Origin of the sequence: Microbacterium sp. NPDC089320, from assembly GCF_040684875.1 — a bacterium.
Taxonomy (GTDB): Bacteria; Actinomycetota; Actinomycetes; order Actinomycetales; family Microbacteriaceae; genus Microbacterium.
Genome location: NZ_JBFBGY010000004.1, coordinates 249,044 through 272,702, shown reverse-complemented (window position 1 = coordinate 272,702; position 23,659 = coordinate 249,044). Strand labels below are relative to the sequence as shown.

Annotated in this window: 22 protein-coding genes; 6 read left to right on the top strand and 16 right to left on the bottom strand. The window is 68.9% G+C overall.

What is annotated here, in order from left to right; translation table 11 throughout:
• Positions 1-52: 52 nt before the first annotated feature.
• On the top strand, positions 53-1,843 hold the full coding sequence (locus AB0N61_RS13120) for a sigma-70 family RNA polymerase sigma factor (RefSeq protein ID WP_363364672.1): 1,791 nt from the start codon (positions 53-55) through the stop codon (positions 1,841-1,843).
• 24 nt (positions 1,844-1,867) lie between these two features.
• Here AB0N61_RS13120 and AB0N61_RS13115 read toward each other — a convergent pair whose 3' ends face one another.
• Together AB0N61_RS13115 and AB0N61_RS13110 are read right to left on the bottom strand one after the other, a co-directional pair.
• The gene (locus tag AB0N61_RS13115) at positions 1,868-2,884 is read right to left on the bottom strand and encodes a magnesium and cobalt transport protein CorA (RefSeq protein WP_363364671.1); all 1,017 of its coding nucleotides are present in this window, start codon (positions 2,882-2,884) and stop codon (positions 1,868-1,870) included.
• A gap of 44 nt (positions 2,885-2,928) precedes the next feature.
• Positions 2,929-4,212, bottom strand: coding sequence for a serine hydrolase domain-containing protein (locus tag AB0N61_RS13110; RefSeq protein WP_363364669.1), 1,284 nt, complete (start codon positions 4,210-4,212; stop codon positions 2,929-2,931).
• Between the two features lie 91 nt (positions 4,213-4,303).
• On the opposite strand from AB0N61_RS13110, the gene AB0N61_RS13105 reads away from it, so the two are divergent.
• The gene (locus AB0N61_RS13105; protein ID WP_363364667.1) at positions 4,304-4,627 is read left to right on the top strand and encodes a DUF2470 domain-containing protein; all 324 of its coding nucleotides are present in this window, start codon (positions 4,304-4,306) and stop codon (positions 4,625-4,627) included.
• Positions 4,628-4,681: 54 nt separating this feature from the next.
• Positions 4,682-5,329: a biliverdin-producing heme oxygenase gene (locus AB0N61_RS13100; RefSeq protein WP_363364665.1), complete on the top strand. Its 648-nt coding sequence runs from the start codon at positions 4,682-4,684 to the stop codon at positions 5,327-5,329.
• Between the two features lie 12 nt (positions 5,330-5,341).
• On the opposite strand, the gene AB0N61_RS13095 is transcribed toward AB0N61_RS13100, so the two are convergent.
• Positions 5,342-6,736 (bottom strand): AAA family ATPase, encoded by a 1,395-nt coding sequence (locus AB0N61_RS13095; RefSeq protein ID WP_363364663.1) that lies wholly within the window; start codon positions 6,734-6,736, stop codon positions 5,342-5,344.
• A 159-nt stretch (positions 6,737-6,895) separates the two neighbouring features.
• Between AB0N61_RS13095 and AB0N61_RS13090 the strand changes: the two genes are divergently transcribed.
• Positions 6,896-7,969, top strand: a complete 1,074-nt coding sequence (locus AB0N61_RS13090; protein WP_363364661.1) for a hypothetical protein — start codon at positions 6,896-6,898, stop codon at positions 7,967-7,969.
• 18 nt (positions 7,970-7,987) lie between these two features.
• Here AB0N61_RS13090 and AB0N61_RS13085 read toward each other — a convergent pair whose 3' ends face one another.
• From AB0N61_RS13085 to AB0N61_RS13075, 3 genes are all read right to left on the bottom strand, one after another.
• The gene (locus AB0N61_RS13085; RefSeq protein ID WP_363364660.1) at positions 7,988-9,997 is read right to left on the bottom strand and encodes a cytochrome c oxidase assembly protein; all 2,010 of its coding nucleotides are present in this window, start codon (positions 9,995-9,997) and stop codon (positions 7,988-7,990) included.
• An 85-nt stretch (positions 9,998-10,082) separates the two neighbouring features.
• Entirely contained in the window at positions 10,083-10,370 is a 288-nt protein-coding gene (locus AB0N61_RS13080; protein WP_042541574.1) for an HU family DNA-binding protein, read from the bottom strand.
• 231 nt (positions 10,371-10,601) lie between these two features.
• On the bottom strand, positions 10,602-11,210 hold the full coding sequence (locus tag AB0N61_RS13075; RefSeq protein WP_363364657.1) for a helix-turn-helix domain-containing protein: 609 nt from the start codon (positions 11,208-11,210) through the stop codon (positions 10,602-10,604).
• Between the two features lie 126 nt (positions 11,211-11,336).
• Between AB0N61_RS13075 and AB0N61_RS13070 the strand changes: the two genes are divergently transcribed.
• Positions 11,337-12,161 carry an alpha/beta fold hydrolase gene (locus AB0N61_RS13070; RefSeq protein ID WP_363364655.1) on the top strand — a complete coding sequence of 275 codons (825 nt, stop codon included), beginning with the start codon at positions 11,337-11,339 and terminating at the stop codon, positions 12,159-12,161.
• Between the two features lie 173 nt (positions 12,162-12,334).
• Here AB0N61_RS13070 and AB0N61_RS13065 read toward each other — a convergent pair whose 3' ends face one another.
• The 9 genes from AB0N61_RS13065 to AB0N61_RS13025 form a co-directional block, all read right to left on the bottom strand.
• The gene (locus AB0N61_RS13065) at positions 12,335-13,090 is read right to left on the bottom strand and encodes a DUF559 domain-containing protein (protein WP_363364653.1); all 756 of its coding nucleotides are present in this window, start codon (positions 13,088-13,090) and stop codon (positions 12,335-12,337) included.
• A 364-nt stretch (positions 13,091-13,454) separates the two neighbouring features.
• Positions 13,455-13,760, bottom strand: coding sequence for a 30S ribosomal protein S14 (gene rpsN, locus AB0N61_RS13060; protein ID WP_042540535.1), 306 nt, complete (start codon positions 13,758-13,760; stop codon positions 13,455-13,457).
• Positions 13,761-13,763: 3 nt separating this feature from the next.
• Positions 13,764-13,934 (bottom strand): 50S ribosomal protein L33, encoded by a 171-nt coding sequence (rpmG, locus tag AB0N61_RS13055; RefSeq protein ID WP_017203558.1) that lies wholly within the window; start codon positions 13,932-13,934, stop codon positions 13,764-13,766.
• A complete protein-coding gene (gene rpmB / locus AB0N61_RS13050; protein ID WP_167948167.1) occupies positions 13,934-14,170 on the bottom strand; it encodes a 50S ribosomal protein L28 in 237 nt (78 codons plus the stop codon). The genes rpmG and rpmB overlap by 1 nt, the downstream gene beginning before the upstream one ends.
• A gap of 160 nt (positions 14,171-14,330) precedes the next feature.
• A complete protein-coding gene (locus AB0N61_RS13045) occupies positions 14,331-16,451 on the bottom strand; it encodes an alpha-galactosidase (protein WP_363364651.1) in 2,121 nt (706 codons plus the stop codon).
• A 72-nt stretch (positions 16,452-16,523) separates the two neighbouring features.
• Positions 16,524-17,855: a sugar ABC transporter substrate-binding protein gene (locus AB0N61_RS13040; protein ID WP_363364650.1), complete on the bottom strand. Its 1,332-nt coding sequence runs from the start codon at positions 17,853-17,855 to the stop codon at positions 16,524-16,526.
• A 92-nt stretch (positions 17,856-17,947) separates the two neighbouring features.
• Positions 17,948-18,868: an ABC transporter permease subunit gene (locus tag AB0N61_RS13035; protein WP_185274910.1), complete on the bottom strand. Its 921-nt coding sequence runs from the start codon at positions 18,866-18,868 to the stop codon at positions 17,948-17,950.
• Positions 18,865-19,794: a sugar ABC transporter permease gene (locus tag AB0N61_RS13030; protein ID WP_363364648.1), complete on the bottom strand. Its 930-nt coding sequence runs from the start codon at positions 19,792-19,794 to the stop codon at positions 18,865-18,867. Before AB0N61_RS13030 ends, AB0N61_RS13035 begins: the two co-directional genes overlap by 4 nt.
• Positions 19,791-21,800, bottom strand: coding sequence for a beta-galactosidase (locus AB0N61_RS13025; RefSeq protein ID WP_363364646.1), 2,010 nt, complete (start codon positions 21,798-21,800; stop codon positions 19,791-19,793). The genes AB0N61_RS13030 and AB0N61_RS13025 overlap by 4 nt, the downstream gene beginning before the upstream one ends.
• Before the next feature lie 140 nt (positions 21,801-21,940).
• Between AB0N61_RS13025 and AB0N61_RS13020 the strand changes: the two genes are divergently transcribed.
• Positions 21,941-22,951 (top strand): LacI family DNA-binding transcriptional regulator, encoded by a 1,011-nt coding sequence (locus AB0N61_RS13020; protein ID WP_363364645.1) that lies wholly within the window; start codon positions 21,941-21,943, stop codon positions 22,949-22,951.
• A gap of 8 nt (positions 22,952-22,959) precedes the next feature.
• On the opposite strand, the gene AB0N61_RS13015 is transcribed toward AB0N61_RS13020, so the two are convergent.
• Entirely contained in the window at positions 22,960-23,655 is a 696-nt protein-coding gene (locus AB0N61_RS13015) for a DNA-3-methyladenine glycosylase (protein ID WP_363364643.1), read from the bottom strand.
• Positions 23,656-23,659 lie beyond the last annotated feature (4 nt).

Sequence of the window (23,659 nt, the reverse complement as noted above, 5' to 3'; positions counted from 1 at the left end):
CGCGGCCTCGGAGCCGGTTCATCCGGCCCCGTCACCACGATCGGGGGAAGCCGTGACCCTCACAACAGATCCGAGCGCCGACCCCCGATCGGATGCCGAGCTCGCCGATGCGACCCGCAGCGGAGACGCCGCGGCGTTCGCCGTGCTGTGGCAGCGACACTTCGAGGCCGGCCTTCGTGCGGCCCGGGCGGTGACGCGCTCCATCGATCCCGACGACCTCGTGAGCGAGGCCTTCACCAAGACGTTCAGCGCCATGCAGAACGGCGGCGGACCCACCGACGGATTCCGCGCCTATCTCTATGCCGCCATCCGCAACGCCGCCGCGACGTGGGGCGGCAAGCAGAAGGACATCCCGATCGAGTTCATCGAGGAGATCCCCGACGAGACGCCCGACGCGATCGAGCAGCTGTCGGACCGGACGATGCTCGCGGCGGCGTTCAAGAACCTGCCGGAGAACCACCGCACGCTGCTCTGGTACCTCGAGGTCGAGGGGATGAAGCCGCGCGAGATCGCCCCGCTGATGGGACTGACCCCGAATGCCGTGTCGGCGCTCGCCCTTCGCGCCCGAGACGGATTCCGTCACGCCTGGCTGGATGTGCTCATCGCCGACCCGTCCCGGCCCGAGGAGTGTCGCTGGGCGTGCGGGCGACTCGTGCGCCGTGGCCGCCGTCCGCTGAGCAGACACGAGCGCCCGCGTCTCGACTCTCATCTCGCCGGGTGCGCGGGATGCACGATCATCGCGCGAGACATCGACACGGCCTCGTCGAAGCTGCGAGCCGTGCTCCTGCCGCTCGCGCTCGGCACCGCCGGAGCGGCCGCCTACGCCTCGCTCGAGCCCGGCGCCGCCGCGAGTGCCACCGTCATCGGACCCTCCGCCGTGCTGCGGACCCGCCGCGTGCTCACGCTCGGGATCGCCGCGGGGAGTGCGGTCGCCCTCGCCGCGACCGTCGCTGTCGCGATGGTCGCCCCGTGGTCCGCACCGACGGCGGACCCCGACCGCGGCGACTCCTCCGGGGCGGTCGCCCGGCCGGTCGCTCCGTCTGCGGGTGCCACGCCCGCTCCGACCGATGACACCGCAGCGACGCCTCCGACATCGCCGCCGGTCGTGCCGGCACCGGTCGTTCCCGCACCGGTCGTTCCCGCACCGGTGGAACAGCAGGTCGAGCAGGTCGCCGAGGCGGCCCAGCCGCGATCCGCCACGCCCGCCGTCCTCCCGCCGCAGAGCCCGATCGCGACAGCACCCCCGGCGACGAAGCCACCCATCGAGGCACCCCCGGCGTTCACCGTCGGTCCCGACAGCTGGGACATGAGCAGCCCCCTCGCGGTCTCGGTGAGCGGCACCGGCATCCCCGGGAGCGCGGTCGCCGTCATCGACGAGCTCGGCTGGACGCTCGCCGAAGGGGTCGTCGACGACGACGGCGGGTTCGAGCTCTCCGTCTCGGGAGACCGGCTCCGGCAGGGCATGACGCTCACGGTGCAGCACACCGCGCCCGCGGGCGACGTCGACCTCAGCGAACCGGCGGGGCCGCTCGTCTTCCCGGTGCCGGTCATCTCCGGCGACGAGCCCCGCCTGCATCTCGACAGCGGAGATGCCGACGCCGACGGCGAGCACGACGATGCGCTCGTCACCCTCGAGGGGATTCCCGGCGGATGGGTGCAGGTCGCCGTCGACGGCGTCGTGCTGACCCACCTCATCTCCATCGACGAGGTCACGTCCGACGACTTCATCCCCGACATCCCTCTCGGATTCCATCTGCTGACCCTGCGGTACATCGATGTGGAGTCGGGACTCACCGGCCCGGGTGCCGAGTACGCGGTCGTGGTCACCCCCGGCGGCAGATGAGCGCAGGTCGCGCGCAGCGGGCGGTCACAGCCAGCCCTTGCGCTTGAACGCCCAGTACAGCCCGAAGCCCATCCCGACCATCAGGGCCACCGCCATGGGGTAACCGAGGGCCCAGTGCAGCTCGGGCATGTGGTCGAAGTTCATGCCGTAGACCGTGCCGACGAGCGTCGGGGCGAACAGGATCGCGGCCCAGCCCGAGATCTTCTTGACCTCGTCGTTCTGACGGATGCTCAGCTCGGTCATCCGGCGCATCTCCTCGTTCTGACGCCGCGCCACGATCGTGGACTCGACGGTGAGCGCGTTGTCGAGCACCGTGCGGAAGGTGTTCGCGCGCTCCGAGACGCGCAGGGTGTGGTCGAGCACGTCGCGCAGGTACCGCTGCAGCTCCTCATCGACCTCGTACTTCGCCGAACCACGCAGCAGCGCGTCGAGCATGCCGGCGAGGGGCTGCACCGCACGCTGGAAGTCGATCACCTCGCGACCGAGCTCGTAGATGCGCTGCGTCGCGTCGACGCCGTCTTCGAAGAGCTGGCTCTCGATCTCGTCGATGTCGTTCTCGAGCCCCGAGAGCACCGGCGCGTACTCGTCGACGACCTCGTCGAGGATCGCGTAGAGCACTGCCTCCGGACCGAGCTTCAGCAGCCCCGCGTCGTCTTCGAGACGGCGACGCACGCGCCCGAGGTCGGGCGACTCCGCGTGGCGGATCGTCACCACGAAGTCCGGCCCGACGAGCACATGGATCTCGCCGAACTCGACCTCCTCTGCGGCATCCAGATACCGGGCGGAGCGCAGCACCATGAACAGCACGTCTCCGTAGCGCTCGAGCTTCGAGCGCTGGTGCCCCGACAGCGCATCCTCGACGACGAGAGCGTGGATGCCGAACTCGTCGGCGACCTCGCGGATCTCCGCCTCGCTCGGCCGGTACAGACCGATCCAGCTCATGCCTCCACGCTCGCGCAGCACCTCGAACGTCTCGCTGAGACTCCGTGGATTCTCCGTGCGCACGCCGTCGACGTAGATCGCGTTGTCGATGATCGCCATCGGCTTTCCCTTCGTCGGTCGGGCCGCGGCCGTCGTGCCGAGCGTCAGGCGGCCGGCGGTGCGACGCAGGGGATCGCGGAATCCGTGATCGCCTGGTGGTACTGCTCAGCCGTGAACGGCAGTCCGAACTCCGGAGCGGTCTGGCCCTCGGCGGCCGGCACCTTGGACGCGATCGCGGCGAGCTCCCACGCCAGGTACATCGCGGTCGTGCCGGCGGTGGTCGAGTTGTTCAGCGACACCGCGACGGTGAACCCCGTCTCAGGGTCGGAGTACGCCGACGTCTGGTATCCGGGCGTCCATCCCGACTGCCCGATCATCGAGCCGACGAGCAGTGCCCCGCCGGTGGCCTGGAGCCAGGAAGGAGCCTGGGGATCCTGCGGCAGGGGCGCTCCGAAGCGGTTCGGCTCGTCCTCCGTCCGCAGCTTCTGCGCGGCTTCGGCCTGGGCGTACCGGCCGAGGTCGTCGATCGTCGACACGACGCCGGAGTCGGTGTATCCCGTGCTCGACGACAGGGTGGTGATGTCGACGGGAGCCGCACAGTCATAGCCGCCTTCGACGGCCGGCAGGTAGTGCCCGTTCATGACCGGTCCATCAGAGGGCGCTGCCGGGGCCGGCGACGGTAGCGAGGTCGCCGAGAGACCGAGCGGCTGCGTGACGTACTCGGCGATCAGCTCGGATGCCGTGCGGCCGGTCGCCCGCTCGAGCGCGAGGCCCAGCAGCAGGTATCCGGCATCCGAGTTCGTGTAGGTCGTCTTCGCCGTGGCACGCGGAGCGCCGAGGCCGTATGACGCGAGCTCGAGCGGCGCCCACACGCGCTCCGGGGTCGTATACCAGGCGGCCTGCGCGGTCGCCTCGGACGAGCCGACCCCGCTCGTGCTGTTGCAGAGGTCGAGGAGCGTGACGTCCTTCATGTCGGCGACGCCCGAGACATGGTCGGGCACCGGGTCGTCGAGACCGAGCACGCCGTCGTCGGCCAGACCGTAGAGAACGTCGCACGTCATGAGGCGGGTCATGTCCGCGATGCGGAAGGCCATGTCGGTGCTGATCTCGTCGTCGCCGCCGGGAGTCTGCGTGCCGAGACCGGCCACCCAGCTGCCGCTCCACGGAGCCCAGACGCCCACGACCGCACCCGAGGCGCCCGACGCGGCGAGCGCGTTGGCGACGGCCGCCTCCATCGCCGCGACGGTGTCGTCGGGCAGAGGGCCATCGACCTGGGCCGGCGGCTCGTAGCTGAACTCCGGATCGGCTGTGCAGCCGGTGAGGAAGAGCCCGAGCACGGCTGCGCCGGCCACTGCTGCGCGGAATGTGCGCGACGAGAGAAGCTGCATGAAAGGGGACCCCCGGAAGACGTGTCTCCCGAGTCTAGAACGCCCATCCTGAAAGAAAGGCATCGCCGAACCCCCGTTTAGGGTGATCAGCATGCCCCACATCTTCGATGCCGACGTCGTCTCCGCGATCCTCGGTCACATGAACGGCGATCACACCGACGACAATCTGCTCATCGCGCGCGCCTTCGCGCCCGTCGGGGCGACACCCGAAGACGAGATCACCGATGCCGTGATGACAGACCTCGACGGTGACGGCGGTGTCTGGGAGGTCACCCGCCCTGGCGCGACCTCCGAGCTGCGCATCGCCTGGCCCTCCGGCCCGATCACCGAGCGCCGCGCCGTGCGGCGCGAGGTCGTCGCCCTCTACGATCTCGCGTGCGAGAAGCTCGGCATCGAGCCGCGTCCGCACGCGTGACGCGGGAGAACCGCAGGGTTCCCTTTCAGGTTAGGTGACCCTTACACTGGGCACATGTCCGAGATCCTCTCCTTCTCCGCAGCCCTCCGTGAGCGCTCCTCCGGTTCGCATTCGCGCAGCGAGGGCGCGGGCTTCATGTCCGACCTGCTCAAGGGCGAAGGATCGCGCGCGGACTACGTCGCACTCGTCGCGCAGCACTACTTCATCTACGAGGCCCTCGAAGGCGCCGGGGAGCGCATGCGTCAGGATCCGGTGGCATCGGTCTTCCTCAGCGACAAGCTGACCCGGCTGCCCGCCCTCGAGGCCGACCTCGAGTTCCTGCTCGGGGCGCACTGGCGAGACGTCATCGTCGCACTGCCCACCACGCAGCGCTACGTCGAGCGCATCCGCCAGGTCGGAGCGACCTGGGCGGGCGGTTTCGTCGCGCACCACTACACGCGCTACCTCGGCGATCTCTCGGGCGGCATCTTCATCGGACGCGTGATGGCGCGCCGCTTCGGGTTCGAGACCAACGGCATCGGCTTCTACCTGTTCGACGACATCGCCGACCCGTCGGCATTCAAGGACGTCTACCGCGAGCAGCTCGACGCAGCTCCGTGGGACGACGCCGAGCGCGAGCGCGTGATCGGCGAGGTGCTGCTCGCCTACCGGTTCAACACCGAGCTCTTCGAAGACCTCGACCGCGCACGCGTCGCAGCCTGACGACGAGCGGGCTCAGCCCCTGCCGACCTCAGGAGTGGATGCCGCGAGCCACGCGTCGCGCATGAAGCGGCGCACGTCCTCGTCGACGCGGATGTCGCTCGGGCGCAGCGGCCGCGACAGATAGAGCCCGTCGAGAGACGTCAGACGAGAGAGCGCGACGTAGGTCTGGCCCGGTGCGAAGGCGCCTGCGCCGAGGTCGATGATCGCGCGGTCGTAGGTCTTGCCCTGCGACTTGTGGATCGTGACCGCCCAGGCGAGACGCAGCGGGAACTGCGTGAACTCGGCCACGACGTCGCGACTCAGCTTCTTGGTGCTCGGCTCATACGAATAGCGGAATCGCTCCCAGACAGCCGGCTCCACGTCGACCTCTTCGCCGTCGATCTCGACGCGCACGGTCTCACCGAGGATCCGCACGACCGTGCCGATCGTGCCGTTCACCCACCGCGGCGGCTCCCCCGACATCGAGGTGTCATTACGGAGGAACATCACCTGGGCGCCGATCTTGAGCTTGAGCTCCGATTCGGCGGGCAGCGACGCCTCGCCCTTTCCGAACTCGCCGCTGACCTCGGCGCGGGCCGTCTGCTCCTTGCCGGGAAGGGCGGCGAGATGCCGACTGTTGATGGTGTTCACGATGTCGTTGCGGGTGGCGAGCGTGATCATCGGCACCTCCCCCGGCTCGGGATCCGGGGGTGTGCGGGCGCCCTGCGTGTTCAGCACTCCCGCGATCTCCGCGGTGACCCGCCCGTAGCGCACCGCGTTCAGCATCGCCTTGAATCCGTCGTCCGACTGCCGGTGGATCTGCACGAGCTCGCGCACGTGCAGCTCGGCCCTGGTGTCGACGGCGAACAGTCCACCGTCGTCTCCGTCGCCCTCGCCGCCGGCGGGACCCGCCCAGACCTTGGCATCGAAGAACCAGAACGAGCGGTAGTGATCCTTCACGTATCGCAGCTCGTCGCCGCGCGGGGGCACGGGAGCCAGCTGATACGGATCGCCGAACATGACGATCTGCACCCCGCCGAACGGGATGCCGCGCTTGCCCCTCGCCTGGCGCAGCGAGCGGTCGATCGCATCCATCAGGTCGGCGTTGACCATCGAGATCTCGTCGATCACGAGCGTCTCGATCGCATTGAGGATGCGCCTCGTGTTGTCGTTCTGGTCGATGTCCGAGTCGCCGATGAGACCGATCGGCAGGCGGAACAGGGAGTGGATCGTCTGACCCTCGACGTTGAGCGCGGCGACGCCGGTCGGCGCGCAGATGGCGATCTGCTTCTTCGTGTTCCACGAGAAGTACTGCAGCAGAGTCGACTTGCCGGTGCCCGCTCGGCCGGTGATGAAGACGTGCTCGCTGGTGTCCTCGATCAGCCGGAACAGCTCTTGCTGCTCTTCGGACAGGGCGGGAAGCGACACGGTTCTCTCACACGGATGGAGGCGGGAATGCACGGCGAGACCGTGCCTCCCCATGCTACGTGGCGGTGCCGCCCGGCATCCGACGAACACAGCGATCGTCGCCGACGCACGCCGACTCACGCACGGCGTCGTCCCAGGCCGCGCTTCTAGACTGACGCCATGCAGCAGGTCGAGACGAAGGCGCCCCGGCGTTCGCGCCTCGCTGCCGACCTCGCGCTTCTCGCCGTCGTCGGCCTGGTGCTCGTCGCCGCCCTCGCGGCGGGTGGGGCCACCCTGTATCAGCAGTTCTACGGGCCGTCGGCGTTCGTCGTCCGCTACCTCGACCTGCTCTCGGCCGGACGAGCGGCTGACGCGCTCCGCGTGCCCGGCGTCGCGATCGATCGGGAGACCCTCGAGATCGCCGGCATCGGGGCGACGACGTCAGAGGCTCTGCTGCGTCACTCCGCGCTCGCGCCTCTCACCGACATCGAGGTGCTGTCGGAGAAGCCCGACGACGCCGGCAAGACAGAGGTGACGGTGTCGTACGAAGCGAGCGGGCACGCCGGCACCACCACGTTCACCGTCGAGCAGGACGGCTGGGCCGGCGTCACCCCCAACTGGCGCTTCACGACGAGCCCGCTGGCCGTGATCGAGCTCACGGTGCGCGGCGCCGACCAGTTCGCGGTGAACGGGTTCGAGATGGATCGCCGCCAGGTGTCGCCCGCCGGGGCGCAGGCCGCACCCCTCGATCCGCTGCCGCTGCTGGTCTTCACACCGGGTCTCTATTCGGTGACCGTCGACACCGCGATCGCCGACTCCGAGGGCATCGGCGTGCTCGCGGACACTCCTCTCGCCACCACTCCTGTCGACGTGCAGACCGAGCCCACCGCGGACTTCGTCGCCGTGGTGCAGCAGCGGGTCGAGGAATTCCTCACCGCCTGCACGACGCAGGAGGTGCTGCAGCCCACCGCATGCCCGTTCGGCCTCGAGGTCTACAACCGCCTCGCCTCGCTGCCGAAGTGGTCGATCGCGGCACAGCCGCAGGTGACGGTCGTGCCCGACGGCGGGCACTGGAAGATCCCCCCGACGGATGCGGTCGCGCATGTCGACGTCGAGATCCGGTCGCTCTTCGACGGCTCGGTCGAGGAGCGGTCCGAGGACGTCCCCTTCCAGGTGAACGGATCGATCACGGTCCTTCCCGACGGCAAGGTGTCGATCCGAGTGGGATCTCCCGATGAGGAGTCGACGGGCTGACGGGCGCCGGACCGACGGTCAGCGCGCGTCGCGCTCGGCCTGACGCCGATCGCGCTCGGCGAGGGCCGCGAGCTTCTGGTTGTACTCCTCGAGCTCGGCCTCGCCCGTGCGGTCGGCGTGCCGGTCGCGGCGCTTCTGCAGCTTGGTGTCGCTGCGGCTCCACTGGATGGCGACCGTGATGGCGAGGATCAGCGTGGGGATCTCTCCGATCGACCACGCGATGCCGCCGCCGATGTACTGGTCTTCGAGCGGCGTCGGCCCCCAGGTGCGCCCCATCGAGCCGAACCAGTCGGCGACCATGAGACCCTCCTGCATCATGATCGCGACGCCGAAGAAGGCGTGCATGGCCATGATGGCGATCAGCGTGATGAGGCGGCCGGGATAGGGCAGACGATAGGGCACCGGGTCGGCGCCGACCAGGCTCAGCACGAACAGGTATCCCGAGATGAGGAAGTGCGCGACCATCCACTCGTGGCCGAGGTGCTCGAACATCGACCAGCGCACCAGATCGGTGAAGTAGAAGGCCCACAGCGACAGGATGAAGATGCCCGCCGCGACGAAGGGGTGGGTGACGACCTTCGAGAACGGCGAGTGCACCCCCCACATGATCCATTCGCGACCGCCGCGCGTGCCGTCGTCGCGCTTGTGGATCGCCCGCAGTGCCAGCGTGACCGGCGCTCCCGAGACGAGCAGCAGCGGGATGGCCATGGACAGCATCATGTGCCCCAGCATGTGCACGCTGAACAGGTACTCCTGGTAGGCGTTGATCGGGCCGCCCGTGACCCAGAGCAGCATCAGCATGCCCATCACCCAGAACACGGTGCGGTGAACGGGCCAGCGGTCGCCGCGGAGCCGCAGCCGGCGCACGCCTGCGAGGTAGAAGAAGAGGCCGAACCCGGCGACCACCAGCCAGAGCACATCGATGTCCCATGCCGTGAACCAGCGGTCGATCGTGAACTCGGGCGGCAGGGGCGAGCGAGTGAGGTTCTCGGCGGGCGTCTGCACGAACGCCGCCTCCTCGCCGGTGGGCGGGGGCGTGCGCGCGAGCGCGGCGGCTGCGCCCGAGGCCAGGCCCATCAGGGCGACCTCGCACAGCACCAGCATCCAGAACCAGCGTGCGGCCCCGTCATCATCGAGGCGGGGGATCAGGCGGGTGCGATACCAGGCGCCCAGCAGGCCCATGCCCACCAGCAGCACGACCTTCGCGAGCAGGATCGTGCCGTACGGCGTCCAGAGCTGCGAGATGTCGCCGAACGAGACGATGGAGCGAGCGAGCCCCGAGATCGCGACGACCACGAAGGCGGCGATCGCGAGACTCGAATAGCGGCTCACCAGCGTCGCCGTGCCCACGCCCGAGCGGTCGCGCAGGATCACGACGAGCAGCAGACCCCCCAGCCACACCGCGGCGCCGATCGTGTGCAGCAGGATCGAGTTCACCGCGATGTTGTGACCCGCGAGGTCTCCGGAGTGGCCCTGGGTCGCCAGCGGAAGGAAGGATGCCGCGGCCAGGATCGCCGTGATCAGGGTGGGCGTCCACGTGCGCCAGGCGAAGGCGAGCACGGTGATCACCGAGCCCATGATCGTGGTGATCAGCCACGACTGACCCAGCGGCAGCTGCAGCAGGAAGCGTCCGAGCTGCTCACCGAACTCCCGTTCGGCGCTCAGTTGCGGGTTGAAGGCCGCCATAAACGTGAAGAATCCGCTGATGCCCGCGGTCACGGTGAAGACGGCCGCCCCGGCCGAGGCCGTGTTGAGCGCCGTGTCGAACGACTTCTCCTCGCTGCGCAGCGCGAACAGCGCGAGCACGAGCGAACCCAGCATCGCCGCAGCCGCGATGTTCATCACGAGCTTGACGATGGGGGTGGCCCAGCGCACGAACGGACCCGGATCCTGCAGCAGCAGCGGTGCCGCGCCCCCGCCGACCACGAGGGCGAGGATCACGCCGATCAGTCCCGTCGCGAGCAGGATGCCGACTCCGGCCGCGCGATACGCGGAGCGGGTCGGGGTCTGCACGGCGCGGGCACTCACCCCTCCAGCCTAAGCCGCGGATCCGGGGAGGACGCACGAAGGCCGCCCCCGACGGATCGGGGGCGGCCTTCGAAGAGGTGCGGTCTTACTTGACGGCAGCCTTGAGCTTGGAACCAGCGGTCACCTTGACGCGGTGGCCGGCCGGGATCTTGATCTCGGCGCCGGTCTGCGGGTTGCGGCCCGTGCGAGCTGCGGTTGCGACCTGCTCGAACGAGATCCAGCCCGGGATCGAGACCTTGCTGCCCTTGGCAACAGCGTCGGAGACCGAGGAGAACAGCGCGTCGAGGACACCCGAGACGGTGGCCTGGCTCTGGCCGGTGGCAGAAGCGATGCTCGCGACGAGCTCGGTCTTGGTGATGGACTTGTCAGCCATGTCATCCTCCAGCGACGAGGTTCCCGTCGCATCGTTGTGGTTCGGAGGGCTGCTGCCCTCCGTTGGTCGAGTGACCGCCTTGAATGTACCAACCACCACCCACATTTCCGCGTCATTTCGCGGGTTTTGAGCTTTTCGGCGGCGTGTCGTGGTGCAGAAGTGACGAATGTGACTCGTGAGACACGGTTTTCGATGCGTCAGCGGAGGCGCGGCCTCGTGGTGGGCTCGGCGTCAGAGCGGGCGATGGGCCGCGACGACCGAGCGCGCGGTGCGCTCGAACGCCGGCGTGACGCGCTCGTCTCCATCGAGGTACCCGCCCACGAGCGCGGCATCGCGCAGCAGCACGAGGGATGCCGCGACATCGGCCGGACTCTCGAGACCTGCCTGCTCGGCGACGGTCTGCAGCGTCGAGCGGAACCACTCCCGGTGCTCGTCGATCAGCCGTCGAACGGGGCCCTCGGCATCCGGGTACTCCGCCGCCGCGTTGATGAACGGGCAGCCACGCGTGTGCCGGAGGCGGATATCGGCGGCGATGCCCTCGATCACGGCGTCGACCAGCTGCGCAGGATCCGTCACCGACGCGCCCGCCTCAGCGAAGAGTGCGCGCAGGACCTCGTCCTCGTTGCGCAGGTACGCCAGGACCAGATTCTCCTTGCCTCCGAACTGGTTGTAGAGCGTCGCTCTGGTGACCGCTGCCTCGTCGATGATCCGATCGACGCCGACCGCATGGATCCCCTCTTCGTAGAAGAGCCTGGTGGCGGTGTCGATCAGCCGGGTGCGGGCTGCGCTGGGCCGCTTCGGAGCCGTCGTCGGGGTCGCGGTGGAAGTCGTGGTCTTCATAGTGATCCCTCTCATCGTGTCATCCGATTCCGGATTTCGGGAATAGGTTGCGATAGATAGAACGTTCGGTCTACTATCAGCGTAACGCACCCGCACCAGGCGGGGGCAGACACAGGAGAAGAAATCATGAACAGCACCGACAAGACCCCGATCGTCCTGATCCACGGACTCTGGATGACCCCGAAGAGCTGGGACACGTGGGCCGAGCGGTTCCGGGCCCAGGGCCACGAGGTGATCGTGCCGGGGTGGCCCGGGATCGACGATCGCGCGGTCGCCGACATCCGCCGCGACCCGTCGGCCCTCAAGGGGATCGGGCTGAAGCAGATCGCCGACAACTACGAGCGCATCATCCGCGAGCTTCCGGTCAAGCCGATCATCATGGGCCACTCGTTCGGCGGCGTGCTCACTCAGATGCTCGCCGACCGCGGCCTCGGCTCCGCCTACGTGGGCGTGGCCCCGGGGCAGACCGCCGGCGTCACCGCACTCCCCCTGTCGACCCTGTGGACGGGAACTCCGATCCTCTCCAACCCCTTCGGCGTCAACGGAGCCAAGCCACTGTCGAAGCGCCACTTCCACTTCACGTTCGGCAACGACCTGCCGCGCGCAGCATCCGACGCCCTCTGGGAGGAGTACGCCGTGAACTCCTACAACCGGGTGTTCTTCGAGGGCGTGACCTCGGTGCTCAACGAGAAGGGCGGCGTCACCCATGTCGACTACGCACGTGCCGACCGAGCGCCGCTGCTGCTGATCGCCGGCGAGATCGACCACGTCGTGCCCCCGGCCATCGTGCGCGCGATCGAGAAGAAGTACCGGTCATCCGGCAGCCCCGCCACCGTCGACTACAAGGAGTACCCCGGACGCACCCACCGTCTTGTCAGCCAGGACGGCTGGGAGGAGATCGCCGACTACGCGCTCACCTGGGCGGTGGCGCACGCGACAGCATCCGTCTGATGCCTGGCGCGTGCCCTGCGTTTCCTGCAGCGCACCCGCAGCCGCACCGGAACTGCAGCTACACCCGGAACTGCAGCCGCACCCGGAACGAAGGAGAACTCCCGGAATGAAGGAGCGTATTCCACGCCCGCCCCTTCATTCCGGGAGTTCTCCTTCATCTCGCGTGGCCCTCCTCAAGCCCGGTGCTTGCCCTGCGCGATCGCCGACATGATCACGTCCTGCACCTCGTGCCACCGCTCCATGATCTGCTCGTACCCGAACCGCAGTACGTGAAAACCGCGGAGGGTCAGCTGGGCATCGTGCTCGATGTCGCTCGCCCGCTGCGCTCCGGTGTGGGTCGCCCCGTCGATCTGAATGACGAGCCGTTCGCCGATCAGCACATCCACCCGCCGATCGAGGATCCACGCCTGCGGCAGCATGGGGATGCCGAGCCAGCGCAGCCGTGTCAGGAAGATGGTCTCCAGTCCGGAATCCGCGAAGGGCGTGGCCCTTTCGAGGATCGCGCGCGCGGTCGACGGAAGATCGAGTCCCTTCAGATACGCCGCATCGACCATGCGCTTGTTCATCGCCGACTCCCAGATGACCAGCGCGGTCTCCATCGGCTGACAGCGTGCGACGCTCACGAGCGCGTTCACGAGCCCGTCGACCGGCTCATCCGGGTGTCGCGGGATCAGCGGCGCGGACCAGTGCACGACGACATGATCGGGAACAGTGATCCGTGCTGCGTTCGGTCGTGCCGCTACATGCAGAGGGCGCTTGCGCGGGATCCAGAGCCCGTGACGCTCAGCGGCTGTGACGCACGCGAGGATGACGTTGCGCTCGACGGCGCCGACGATCGCCGGATCGGCGTCCGGCAGGGCGACCCACCCCTGACGCGGGCGAGTGATGCTGCCGGCTGCCTTCGCGCGCCGCAGGGCGTGCTCGCTCACGCCTGCTTCGCGAAGGGCAACGATGCGGGCGACGCCTCCTCGGCGTCGGAGTTCTGCGCACGGATCCATCGCTCGATGGTGACGATGCCGACGGAGGCGTGCTGCCTCGAGGGGACGGAACACCCGGTGGGTGGGGAGCGACCACGCTTCGACGTCGATGTGCAGAACCGGTCAGTGCAGCATCCGATTCTCTCCTCGCCCCGCCGTGAAGGAGAATCCCCGGAATGAAGAGCGATCAGCGAGTTCGCTCCTTCATTCCGGGTGTTCTCCTTCGGGATCGGTGCCGCCCGACGCGACGCCGCAGCCCCCTAAACAGCGAAAGGGGCGAGGATCCGAAGATCCTCGCCCCTCTGTCAGCTGAGACTTACCAGCTGGACTTGGTGACACCCGGCAGCTCGCCACGGTGTGCCATGTCACGGAAGCGGACGCGCGAGACGCCGAACTTCGTGAGGACACCGCGGGGGCGGCCGTCGATGACGTCGCGCGAACGCACGCGAGCCGGCGACGCGTTGCGCGGCAGCTTCTGCAGGCCGACGCGTGCGGCCTCGCGGGCCTCGTCGGTGGCGTTCGGGTCGACCAGGGTCTTCTTCAGCTCGGCGCGACGCTCTGCGTAACGCTCGACGATGACCTTGCGCTGCTCGTTGCGAGCGATCTTGCTCTTCTTAGCCATTGATCAACGCTCCTCTCGGAATTCGACGTGCTGACGGATGACCGGGTCGTACTTCTTGAGCACGAGGCGGTCGGGGGTGTTGCGGCGGTTCTTCTTCGTCACGTACGTGTATCCCGTACCTGCCGTCGAACGCAGCTTGATGATCGGACGTACGTCCTGAGCCTTCTTGGCCATTAGAGCTTCACACCCTTCGCCTGGAGGTCCTTGACCACGTTCTCGATGCCGCGAGCGTCGATCACCTTGATGCCCTTGGCGGACACGTTGAGCGTGATCTTACGACCGAGCGATGCGACGAAATAGGTCTTCTTCTGCACGTTCGGGTCGAAGCGACGCTTCGTCCGGCGGTGCGAGTGCGAGACGTTGTGACCGAAGCCGGGAACAGCTCCTGTCACCTGGCACACTGCTGCCATGATGTGACTCCTTCTATACCGTGAGGCCGGACGGCCCCACCCAAGATCCCTTGTCTGCGCGCCACCCCGCATCGCCGATCTCTCGGTGGAAGATGGGGAAGCACGCGAACTACGCACAGGAGTGTGCGCAGACAAAGAGTCAGTGTAGCACGGCAGAGACTCAGACCCGAACGGCCTCGAGCAGCAGTGCAGCACCGGGTGCCAGCAGAGGCAGCGGCACCCCGACCGCCTCGAAGAATGCTCCGGTCGCCTCGATCCCCTCGCCCAGCCACGCGGGGTCAGCCACCTGGTGACGGGCCACGGACCCGAGGTCCTCACGCACCCGAAGCCGGTACCTCTCCCCCGCCTGCAAGCCCGGGATGCGGGTGCGCGGCGTGTATGCGTCGACCGACGCCCCCAGCCGCACCCACGCGAACACGGCCCGCGAACCGTCGGCCGCGACGACGCCGTGCAGCAGGGTCTCGTCGTCGACCTCGTCGCTGCGCACGGTGACGCCCGCGTGCAGCAGCGGACGCAGCTCGCGGTAGAGAGCGGTCCAGCGCCCCAACATCGCACGCTCCTCCCACGTGCAGCGCGTGATGTCCCACTCGATGCCGGCGTGACCGAACAGCGCGGTCGCCATGCGGAACGGCAGGGATGCCGCACGGTGGGTGGTTTCGGCGACCGGCGGCCCCACGTGCGAGCCCACGACCTCGGGCGGCACGAGCGTGCCGGCCCAGCGCTGGATGCGCTGCCGTTCGACGGGGTCGTTCGAGTCCGACGCCCACACGCGTTGCGTGCGCTGCAGCACGCCGAGGTCGACGCGGGCCCCGCCACTCGCGCACGACTCGACCTCCAGTGACGGATGCCGCTCCCGCAGGGCGTCGAGCAGCGCGTAGAACGCCGTCGTCTGGGCATGCACCGACGCGCGCCCGGTGTGCGGCGACACCGCCGCGTGCAGATCACGGTTGTGGTCCCACTTGATGAAGTCGATGCCGACCTCGGCGACCAGCGCGTCGATCCGTTCGAGCAGGTAGGCCGCGGCATCCGGGTTCGCGAGGTCGAGCACCTTCTGGTGCCGCCAGGTGGGCGAGTCGGGCGACGCCTGCAGGATCCAGTCGGGATGCTCCGAAGAGAGATCGGACACCGGGTTCACCATCTCGGGCTCGAACCAGAGACCGAACTGCATCCCGAGCCCGTGCACGTGGTCGGCGAGCGGCCGCAGCCCGTCCGGCCACTTGGCGTCGTCGATGAACCAGTCGCCGAGCCCCGACCGATCGTCGGGCCGACCGCGGAACCATCCGTCATCGAGCACGAACCGCTCGACGCCGACGGATGCTGCGGCCTCGGCGAGCGCGACGATCTTCTGCGGGTCGTGATCGAAATACACCGCCTCCCACGTGTTCAGCACGAGAGGCCGCGGCGTCGACGGGTGGGCGGCGAACGACCTCGCCGTCGAGTGCAGGCGGGCGGACACCGAGTCGAGTCCGCTCTCTCCGTAGGTGAGGAAGACGCGAGGCGAGACGTACGTCTCACCCGCCGCAAGGCGGATCTCGCCCGGCAGCAGCAGCTCTCCCCCGCCCAGCACCGCGCCGTGCACGCCGGCGCCCTCGGGGAGCCGTTCGACGCCGACCTCGAGATCGCCGCTCCAGGCGACGTGCGCGGTCCACAGCTCTCCGCGACGGAAGCCGAACCCGTCGGTGCCGATGGCGGTGAGGTAGGGAGCGTCGTGCCCACCGCGACCACGGCGCACCTGGCGCAGGTGCGCTCCGTGACGCAGCGCACCCCGCTGCGGGCGCCGCTCACCCGTCCAGCGCCCGGTGTGGTCGAGCACCTCGGTCGCATGCGCGGGGATGGGGAGCAGGATGCGGGCGGCCAGCAGGTCGAGCGGCTCCACGCCGTCGCCGGTGCTCGTGACGGATAGCTGGGCGGTGAGCACACCGACCGTGTTCAGTTCGAGATCGAGCATCACGGAGGCGCCGGCCCCGGCATCCGCGAACTCCCCGCGCAGCGACGTCTCCGTCGACTCCCACCCGACCGAGCGCAGCAGCGGCGCGCTGTGCCGGCCGCCCCGGTGCCAGGCGAGCGCGGGTGCGCCCGACCACCCGTCGGCCTCGACCGCGAGCAGCGGGAACGTGCGGGGAGCATCGAACGAGCTGAACGTCACCGCGCCGGTCGCGGAGCCCGCGAGCGCGTCGAGATCCGCGGCGTCGATCGCAGCGCCCCAGTGCAGCAGACGCGCGGTCGTCGTGTCGACGACGACGCTCACGCCGCCCGAGGTCAAGTGGACGAGTTCGCTCATGTGCCGCTCCAGCCGGGTCGCAGACGAAAGGGAGGCCCGCCCGTGAGCATACGGGCGGGCCTCCCGGGGGTGTTACTCCGTGACGGGGATCGACGCGGCCTTCATTGCGTCGACGGTGGCCGTCTGGCCCTTCTCGATCGCGTCGAGCAGCGTGCCGCTGCCCGAGACCGCGGCCTTGAACCCATCGGACACGTCCGCGTAGGTCTGGGTCATGGTCGGGCCCCACGCGAAGTCGGGCGAGACCTGGGTGGCGGCGTCGGCGAAGACGTCGTAGATCTTCTGTCCGCCGTAGAAGTCCACACCCTCGGCGTAGACCGGCAGCGTCAGACCGGCGGTGGTCGCCGGGTAGAGGTTGGCGGCCTCGGCGAGCGCGGTCAGCGCCTCATCCGAGGTGTTCAGCCACAGCGCGAACTTCGTCGCCTCGTAGACGTGCTCGCTGCCCTTGAGGACAGCGGTCGACGAGCCACCCCAGTTGCCGGCGGCGGATCCGCCCTCCTCCCACTGCGGAAGCGGAGCGACGGCCCAGCTGCCCGCGGTGTCGGGTGCGCCGCTGGAGATCGAGTTGGCACCCCAGACGGCGGAGTTCCAGGTCCAGACCTGGCCGGAGTTGTAGGCGTTGTTCCACTCATCGGTCCATGCGGGAACCGTCGCGACGAGGTCGTCGTCGAGCATGCTCTGCCAGAAGTCCGCGACCGTGGTGGTGGCGTCGTCGGCCATCGAGACCGTCCAGCCCTCGTCGTCGCTCGAGAACCACTGAGCGCCGTCCTGCCAGGCGAAGCCGGCGAACTGGTTGATGTCGGACTGCGAGAAGTTGGTGATGTATCCGCCGAGGTCGCGGATCTTCACGGCGGCCTCGCGGTACTCGTCCCACGTCGTGGGGATCGCGATGCCGTTCTGCTCGAACAGGTCGGCGCGGTAGAACAGGGCCATGGGGCCGGTGTCCTGCGGGATGCCGTAGACGCTGTCAGTGCCGAGCGTGACCTGACCCCAGGCCCAGTCGACGAAGTCGCCCTCCGCGGCCACGACGTCTTCGCAGGCGCTGAGGTCTTCGACGCCGTCCTGCACGAGGAAGTTCGGCAGGGCGTCGTACTCGATCTGGCCGAGGTCGGGGGCGTCGCCCGCCTTGATCTGGTTGAAGAAGTTCTGGTACGTGCCGCCGTTGCCGTTGGGGCCGGTCTGCACCTTCACCTGGATCTCGGGATTGGCGTCGTTCCAGATCTTCACGACGTCTTCGATGCCGGGGATCCAGGAGGTGAACTCGAGCGTGACGTCGCCGTCGGCCGGGGTGCACGCGGCTGCGGCGTCGCCGCCTCCGGAGCCGTCTCCGCCGGACGCCGAGCAACCGGCGAGTGCGAACGCCGAGATGGCGATGACAGCGGCTGCCTTCATCTTCGAATGCTGCATTTCGATCCCTTTCGTGGATGCGATGTGGTGCGTGTGTTGGGGGGGTGATGCGGTGGTGCGGTGCCGCGCGGTCGGTCCGCGCGGCTGCCTGCTCACTTCAGGGCGCCGGCGCCCAGTCCGTTGCGCCAGAAGCGCTGGAGCAGGAGGAAGGTGACGATCAGCGGGATGACCGACAGCAGAGCGCCGATCAGCACGAGACCGCGGAGTTCGGGCAGCTGGTTCAGCTGGTTGTTCCAGTTGTAGAGACCGAAGACGACCGGGAAGAGCTCCTCGCTTCGCAGCATGATCATCGGGAGGAAGAAGTTGTTCCAGATGGCCACGAACTGGAAGAGGAACATCGTCACCAGTGCGGGGGTCATGAGCCGGATGCTGACCGTGAAGAATGTGCGGATCTCACCCGCACCGTCGAGTCGGCTGGCTTCGAGCAGCTCGTCGGGCACCGAGGACGCCGCGAAGATGCGAGCGAGGTACACACCGAACGGGCTCACGATCGAGGGCAGGAACACCGACCAGAACGTGTTGGTCAGCTGCGCCTGGCTGAAGATGAGGAAGAGCGGCAGCGCGAGGGCGGTGGCCGGGACGAGAACGCCGCCGAGCACGATGTCGAACATCAGGTCGCGGCCGGGGAACCGGTACTTCGCCAGCGCGTATCCCGCCATCGCGGCGAGCAGCGTGGCGATCGCCCCGCCCACCGCCGCATAGAGCACCGAGTTCAGCAGCCAGCGCAGGTACACGCCGTCGCGGTAGGTGAAGAGCTCGGCGATGTTGTCGAGCAGGTGGAAGTCGGCGAACCACAGCGGCGCCGTGGTGAGGATGTCGCCGGTCTCCTTGCTCGACGCGACGAGCAGCCACCACAGCGGCAGCAGGAAGTAGACCGTGAACACGGCCATGATCAGCATGGCTCCCGTGCGGGAGATGCCCGATTCGCGGGCGCCTCTGCCGCGCAGGCCCGTGCCGCGCGAGCCGGTGCCGCGCGACGAGCGGCCGGGGGCGACGATCGTCATGGTGCTCATGCGTTCTGCTCCTTGCGCTGCATGTACTTCATGAACCCGAACGACAGCACGAAGGTCGTGACGGCGAGCACGACCGAGAAGGCGGCCGCCAGGTTGGTGTTCGGGATGGATGCCGTGGCGTACACGGTCATGTTCGGGGTGAAAGTGCTCGTCACCGCCGAGCTGAACGAGCGGAAGACCTGCGGTTCGGCGAGCAGCTGCAGGGTGCCGATGATCGAGAAGATCGCGGTCATCACGATCGCCGGACGCACCAGGGGGATCTTGATCGACCAGGCGATGCGCCACTGTCCGGCGCCGTCGAGGATGGCCGCCTCGTAGAGCTCCTGCGGGATCGAGAGCAGCGACGAGTAGATGATCAGCATGTTGTAGCCGACGTAGACCCAGGTCACGACGTTCGCGATCGACCACAGCACGAGGTCGGCGCCGAGGAAGTCGATGTTCTTCGTGATGGCCGTGAAGGGCGACAGGTTGGGCGAGAACAGCGAGCCCCACATGATCGCCGCGATCACGCCGGGCACCGCGTACGGCACGAAGAAGGCGAGGCGGAAGAAGCGCTTGCCGCGGATCAGCGGCGAGTCGAGCAGGAGCGCGAACAGCAGCGCGAGGCCCAGCATGACGGGCACCTGCACGACGCCGAACGTCAGCATCCGCCCCATCGAGGCCCAGAACGCCTCGTTCTGGAAGACGAGCACGTACTGCGCGAAGCCTCCGAAGACCTGCTCGGCCTTGCCGAAGGTGCCGTCGCGCTCGACGACGAGCAGGGACTGCCAGAACGCGTAGGCGATCGGCACGACATAGAACAGCGCGAACAGCACGCCGAAGGGGACGATCAGGAACGCGATGGCGCCCTTGTGCGGGATCCGTCGGCGTCGACCGGGCGCGGCCTGCGACGAGCCGACCGCCGGGGCGGCGAGGGTGGTGGTCATACCTCCTCCTTGATGATGCGGACGCCGCCCGCCGGGACGACTCCGGTGGCGGGGGCGTCGGTGACGAGGTCGTGCCCCGTGAGGGAGATCTCGACGGCGGATTCGCCGTGGTTGATGACGAAGACGAAGCTGCCGGCGTCGCCCGTGCGGCGCACGATCTCGACGTCCCGGTTCGCGTCCGCGTGCGCGGTGACGCCGGCCGACTCGGCCAGGCGGGTCATGAGGTCGCGGTAGGCGATGCGGTCGGGCTGCGTGGCGACGAACCAGGCCTGGCCCTCACCAGCGCCGCGACGGGTCAGCGCGGGGCCTCCCGCCGAGGGGCCGTCGGCGAAGGACGCCACGACATCGGCATCCGTGGCCTTCAACCGCTCGGTCCAGACGGAGCCGGTGGTGCCGTCGGTGAGGAACACGCTCTCACCCGGGAGCAGCGGCGCGAACTCCTCGGAGCGGATGCCGAGCAGGTCGCGGAACGCCCCGGGGTATCCGCCCGTGCGCACTCGGTCCTCCTCGTCGACGACGCCGCTGAAGAAGGTGATGAGCGCCGTGGCGCCGTTCTCGACCGCGCGGGCGATCGCCGCGGCGTCCTCATCGCGGATCAGGTGCAGAGCGGGAACGACGATGAGGCGGTAGCCGTCGAGGTCCGCTCCCGGACGCACGATGTCGGTCGTGATGCCCGCATCGGCGAGGGCCGCGTGCGCCGCGTGCACCTGATCGAGATAGGTCAGACCCTCGCTGGGGCGCCCCTCGTTCTCGACCGCCCACCAGCTCTCCCACGAGAAGAACAACGCGGTGCCGGCGGCGACGCGGGTGCCCGCGACCTCGCCGAGTCGCTCGAGCAGGCCGCCCAGCTCGACGACGTCGCGCCACTGATCGGAGTCCTCGCCCGCGTGCGGCACGAGGGCGGTGTGATACTTCTCGGCACCCTGCGTCGAGGCGCGCCACTGGAAGAAGCAGATGCCGTCGGCGCCGCGGGCGACGTGCGCGGCGACGTTGCGCTGCAGCTCGCCGGGGGCCTTGGCGAGGTTGTAGGGCTGCCAGTTCACCGCGCCGGTCGATGTCTCCATCAGCAGCCACGGAGCGCCCTGGGCGAGACCGCGGGTGAGGTCGGCCGCGAACGACAGCTCGCCCCGCGCGTCATCGAGTCGACGGTCGAGGTAGTGGTCGTTGGCGATGAGGTCCATGTCGCCCGCCCACGTCCAGTAGTCGAGGTTGCGGATGTGCGCGGTGACCATGAAGTTCGTCGTGACGGGCACGGTGCTGTGCTCACGCAGGATCGCTGCCTCGGCGCGGTACAGTGCGAGCTGCTCGTCGGAGCTGAACCGCTGGAAGTCGAGGATCTGACCCGGGTTGCGCAGCGAGAGCGCCTGACCGGGCACCCGCACGTCGTCGAACGAGCTGTAGCGCTGGCTCCAGAACGTCGTGCCCCACGCGCGGTTCAGTGCGTCGATGTCGGCGTAGCGCTCGCGCAGCCAGCCGCGGAACGCCTCGGCGCTGTTGTCGCAGTAGCACAGCGCGTTGTGGCAGCCCAGCTCGTTCGACACGTGCCACAGCGCGACGGCGGGGTGATCGCCGTAGCGCTCGACCACCCGCGTGACGACCTCGGCGGCGTAGGCGCGGAAGATCGGCGAGCTCGGGCAGTATCCCTGACGACCTCCCTGTTGGAAGACCGTGCCGTCTTCGCCCACCGGCAGGATCTCGGGATGCTGCGCGGTGAGCCAGGGCGCGGGCGACGCGGTTCCGGTGCCGAGGTTGATGCGGATGCCGGCGGCGTGCAGCAGCGCGATGATCTCGTCGAGTCCGCTGAAGTCCCACACTCCCCTGGCCGGGTTGATGGACGACCAGCCGAAGATGTTGATCGCGACGAGTCCGACGCCGGCCTGCTGCATGAGGCGCACGTCGTCGGGCCAGACGCTGCGATCCCACTGCTCGGGGTTGTAGTCGCATCCGAAGACGAGGCCATCGCCCTGAGAGAGGGTGGCGATGCGGTCGGACACGGCGGCGGCCATCGGTGACGCTCCTTTGCGGTTCATATGTGCACGTGCACAGCTCGCGGTGTGAGAACAGCGATCGGGATTTCTGTGAACGTGCACACATCGTCGCATGTCGCGATCGATCCCGTCAAGTCGGGATCGCTAGGCTGTCGATCATGAGCACTTCCGCACGCCGTCGCAGCACCGTGCACGACGTGGCGCGCGTGGCCGGCGTCTCACGGGGAACCGTCAGTCGCGTGATCAACGGCGGCTACGTGTCGGATGCGGCGCGCACCGCGATCGAGGACGCCATCCGCGAGGTCGGCTACGTGCCCAACACCGCCGCTCAGAACCTCGTGCGCCAGCGCACCCAGGCCATCGCCTTCATCGTGCACGAGCCGCACGCGCTGTTCCTCGAAGACCCCAACATCGGCGCGATCATGCTCGGCACGAACGAGACGCTCTCCGAGGCCGACTACCAGATGGTCTGCCTCGTGGTCGACTCGGTTCGCGACACCGAACGCGTGGCCCGCTATCTCAACGGCGGCTTCGTCGACGGCGCGGTCATCGTCTCGGCGCGCGCGCAGGACCCGATCACCAAGGCCGTCATGCGGCTCGACCTCCCGGTCGCCTACGTCGGCCACCCGCCGGACGTCGATGCGGCCTGGGTCGGCGTCGACAATCGCGGCGCCGCGCACGCCGTGACCTCACGGCTGCGGGCGACAGGTCGCACGAGGGTCGGCATGATCGCGGCAGCCCTCGACCGCGATTCGGGAACCGATCGACTCGCCGGCTTCACCGATGCGCTCGGCGACGACTTCGATCCCGACCTCGTCGAAGAGGTGCCGTTGTACTCCTATGCCGATGGAGCCGCCGCCATGGCCAGACTGCTCGAGCGGGCGCCCGACATCGACGGCGTCTTCGCCGCGTCGGATGCCGTCGCCGCCGGTGCGATGTGGGCGCTCCGCGAAGCCGGACGCCGCGTGCCCGACGATGTGGGCGTGGTCGGCTTCGACAACAGCAGCTGGGCGACGCGCACCACCCCCCTGCTCTCGACGGTCGACCAGCCGGCCGAGGGACTCGGGGCCGCCGCCGCGGCATCCGTGCTCGCGCAGCTGCGCGACGATCAGCGCCCGCGGGAGGGCATCATGCTGCCGACGCCCGTCGTGTGGAGGGACTCGGCCTGAGCTCGGGCTCAGCCGAGCCCGAGCGACGCCGCCTGGGCGCCCCTCCCCCAGCGGAACGGCGAGACCGTCGGGTCTCCCGCGATCCAGAAGCGCCAGGGGAACGCCGCCGTGCCCGCCGTGCCTGCGACGCCGACTCTCGGTCCGGTCGCGACGTCGGCGACCGGCTCGTCACGCAGCCACAGCTCGGCGCGGGCCCCCTCGAACTCCTCGCCGCTGACCGCGTCGATGCCGTCATGGATCGGATGCCTGAGGCCCACCGCCTGCCCGAACCGGCCCGGCCCCCGCGCGAGGTCGCGCAGTGCGGTCGCCGTCAGAGGCGGAGTCGCGCGACGGCGCACCGCGACGGCATCCGCCCCGTGCACCACCTCGCCCGCGCGCAGCAGGATTCCGCCGGCCTGGCCTTCGGGTCCGGAGACGACGTTCACGCACGAGTGGATGCCGTGGCTCAGATAGACGTACAGATGGCCGGGCTCGCCCCACATCGTCGCGTTGCGTGCGGTGCGCCCCATGCGCGCGTGCGACCCGGGGTCGGCCGCCGGCCCCGTGCCCTGCCCGTGATACGCCTCGACCTCGGTCAGCCGCAGGCGCACCTCGGAGCCGGCGACGACGGTGCGCAGCTCGCCGCCGAGCAGCAGAGGCGCGACCTCGACCGGCAGACCGCTCAGCTCGGCGCGGGTCGCTCGGTGCAGTGCATCCGTCGACATGGGC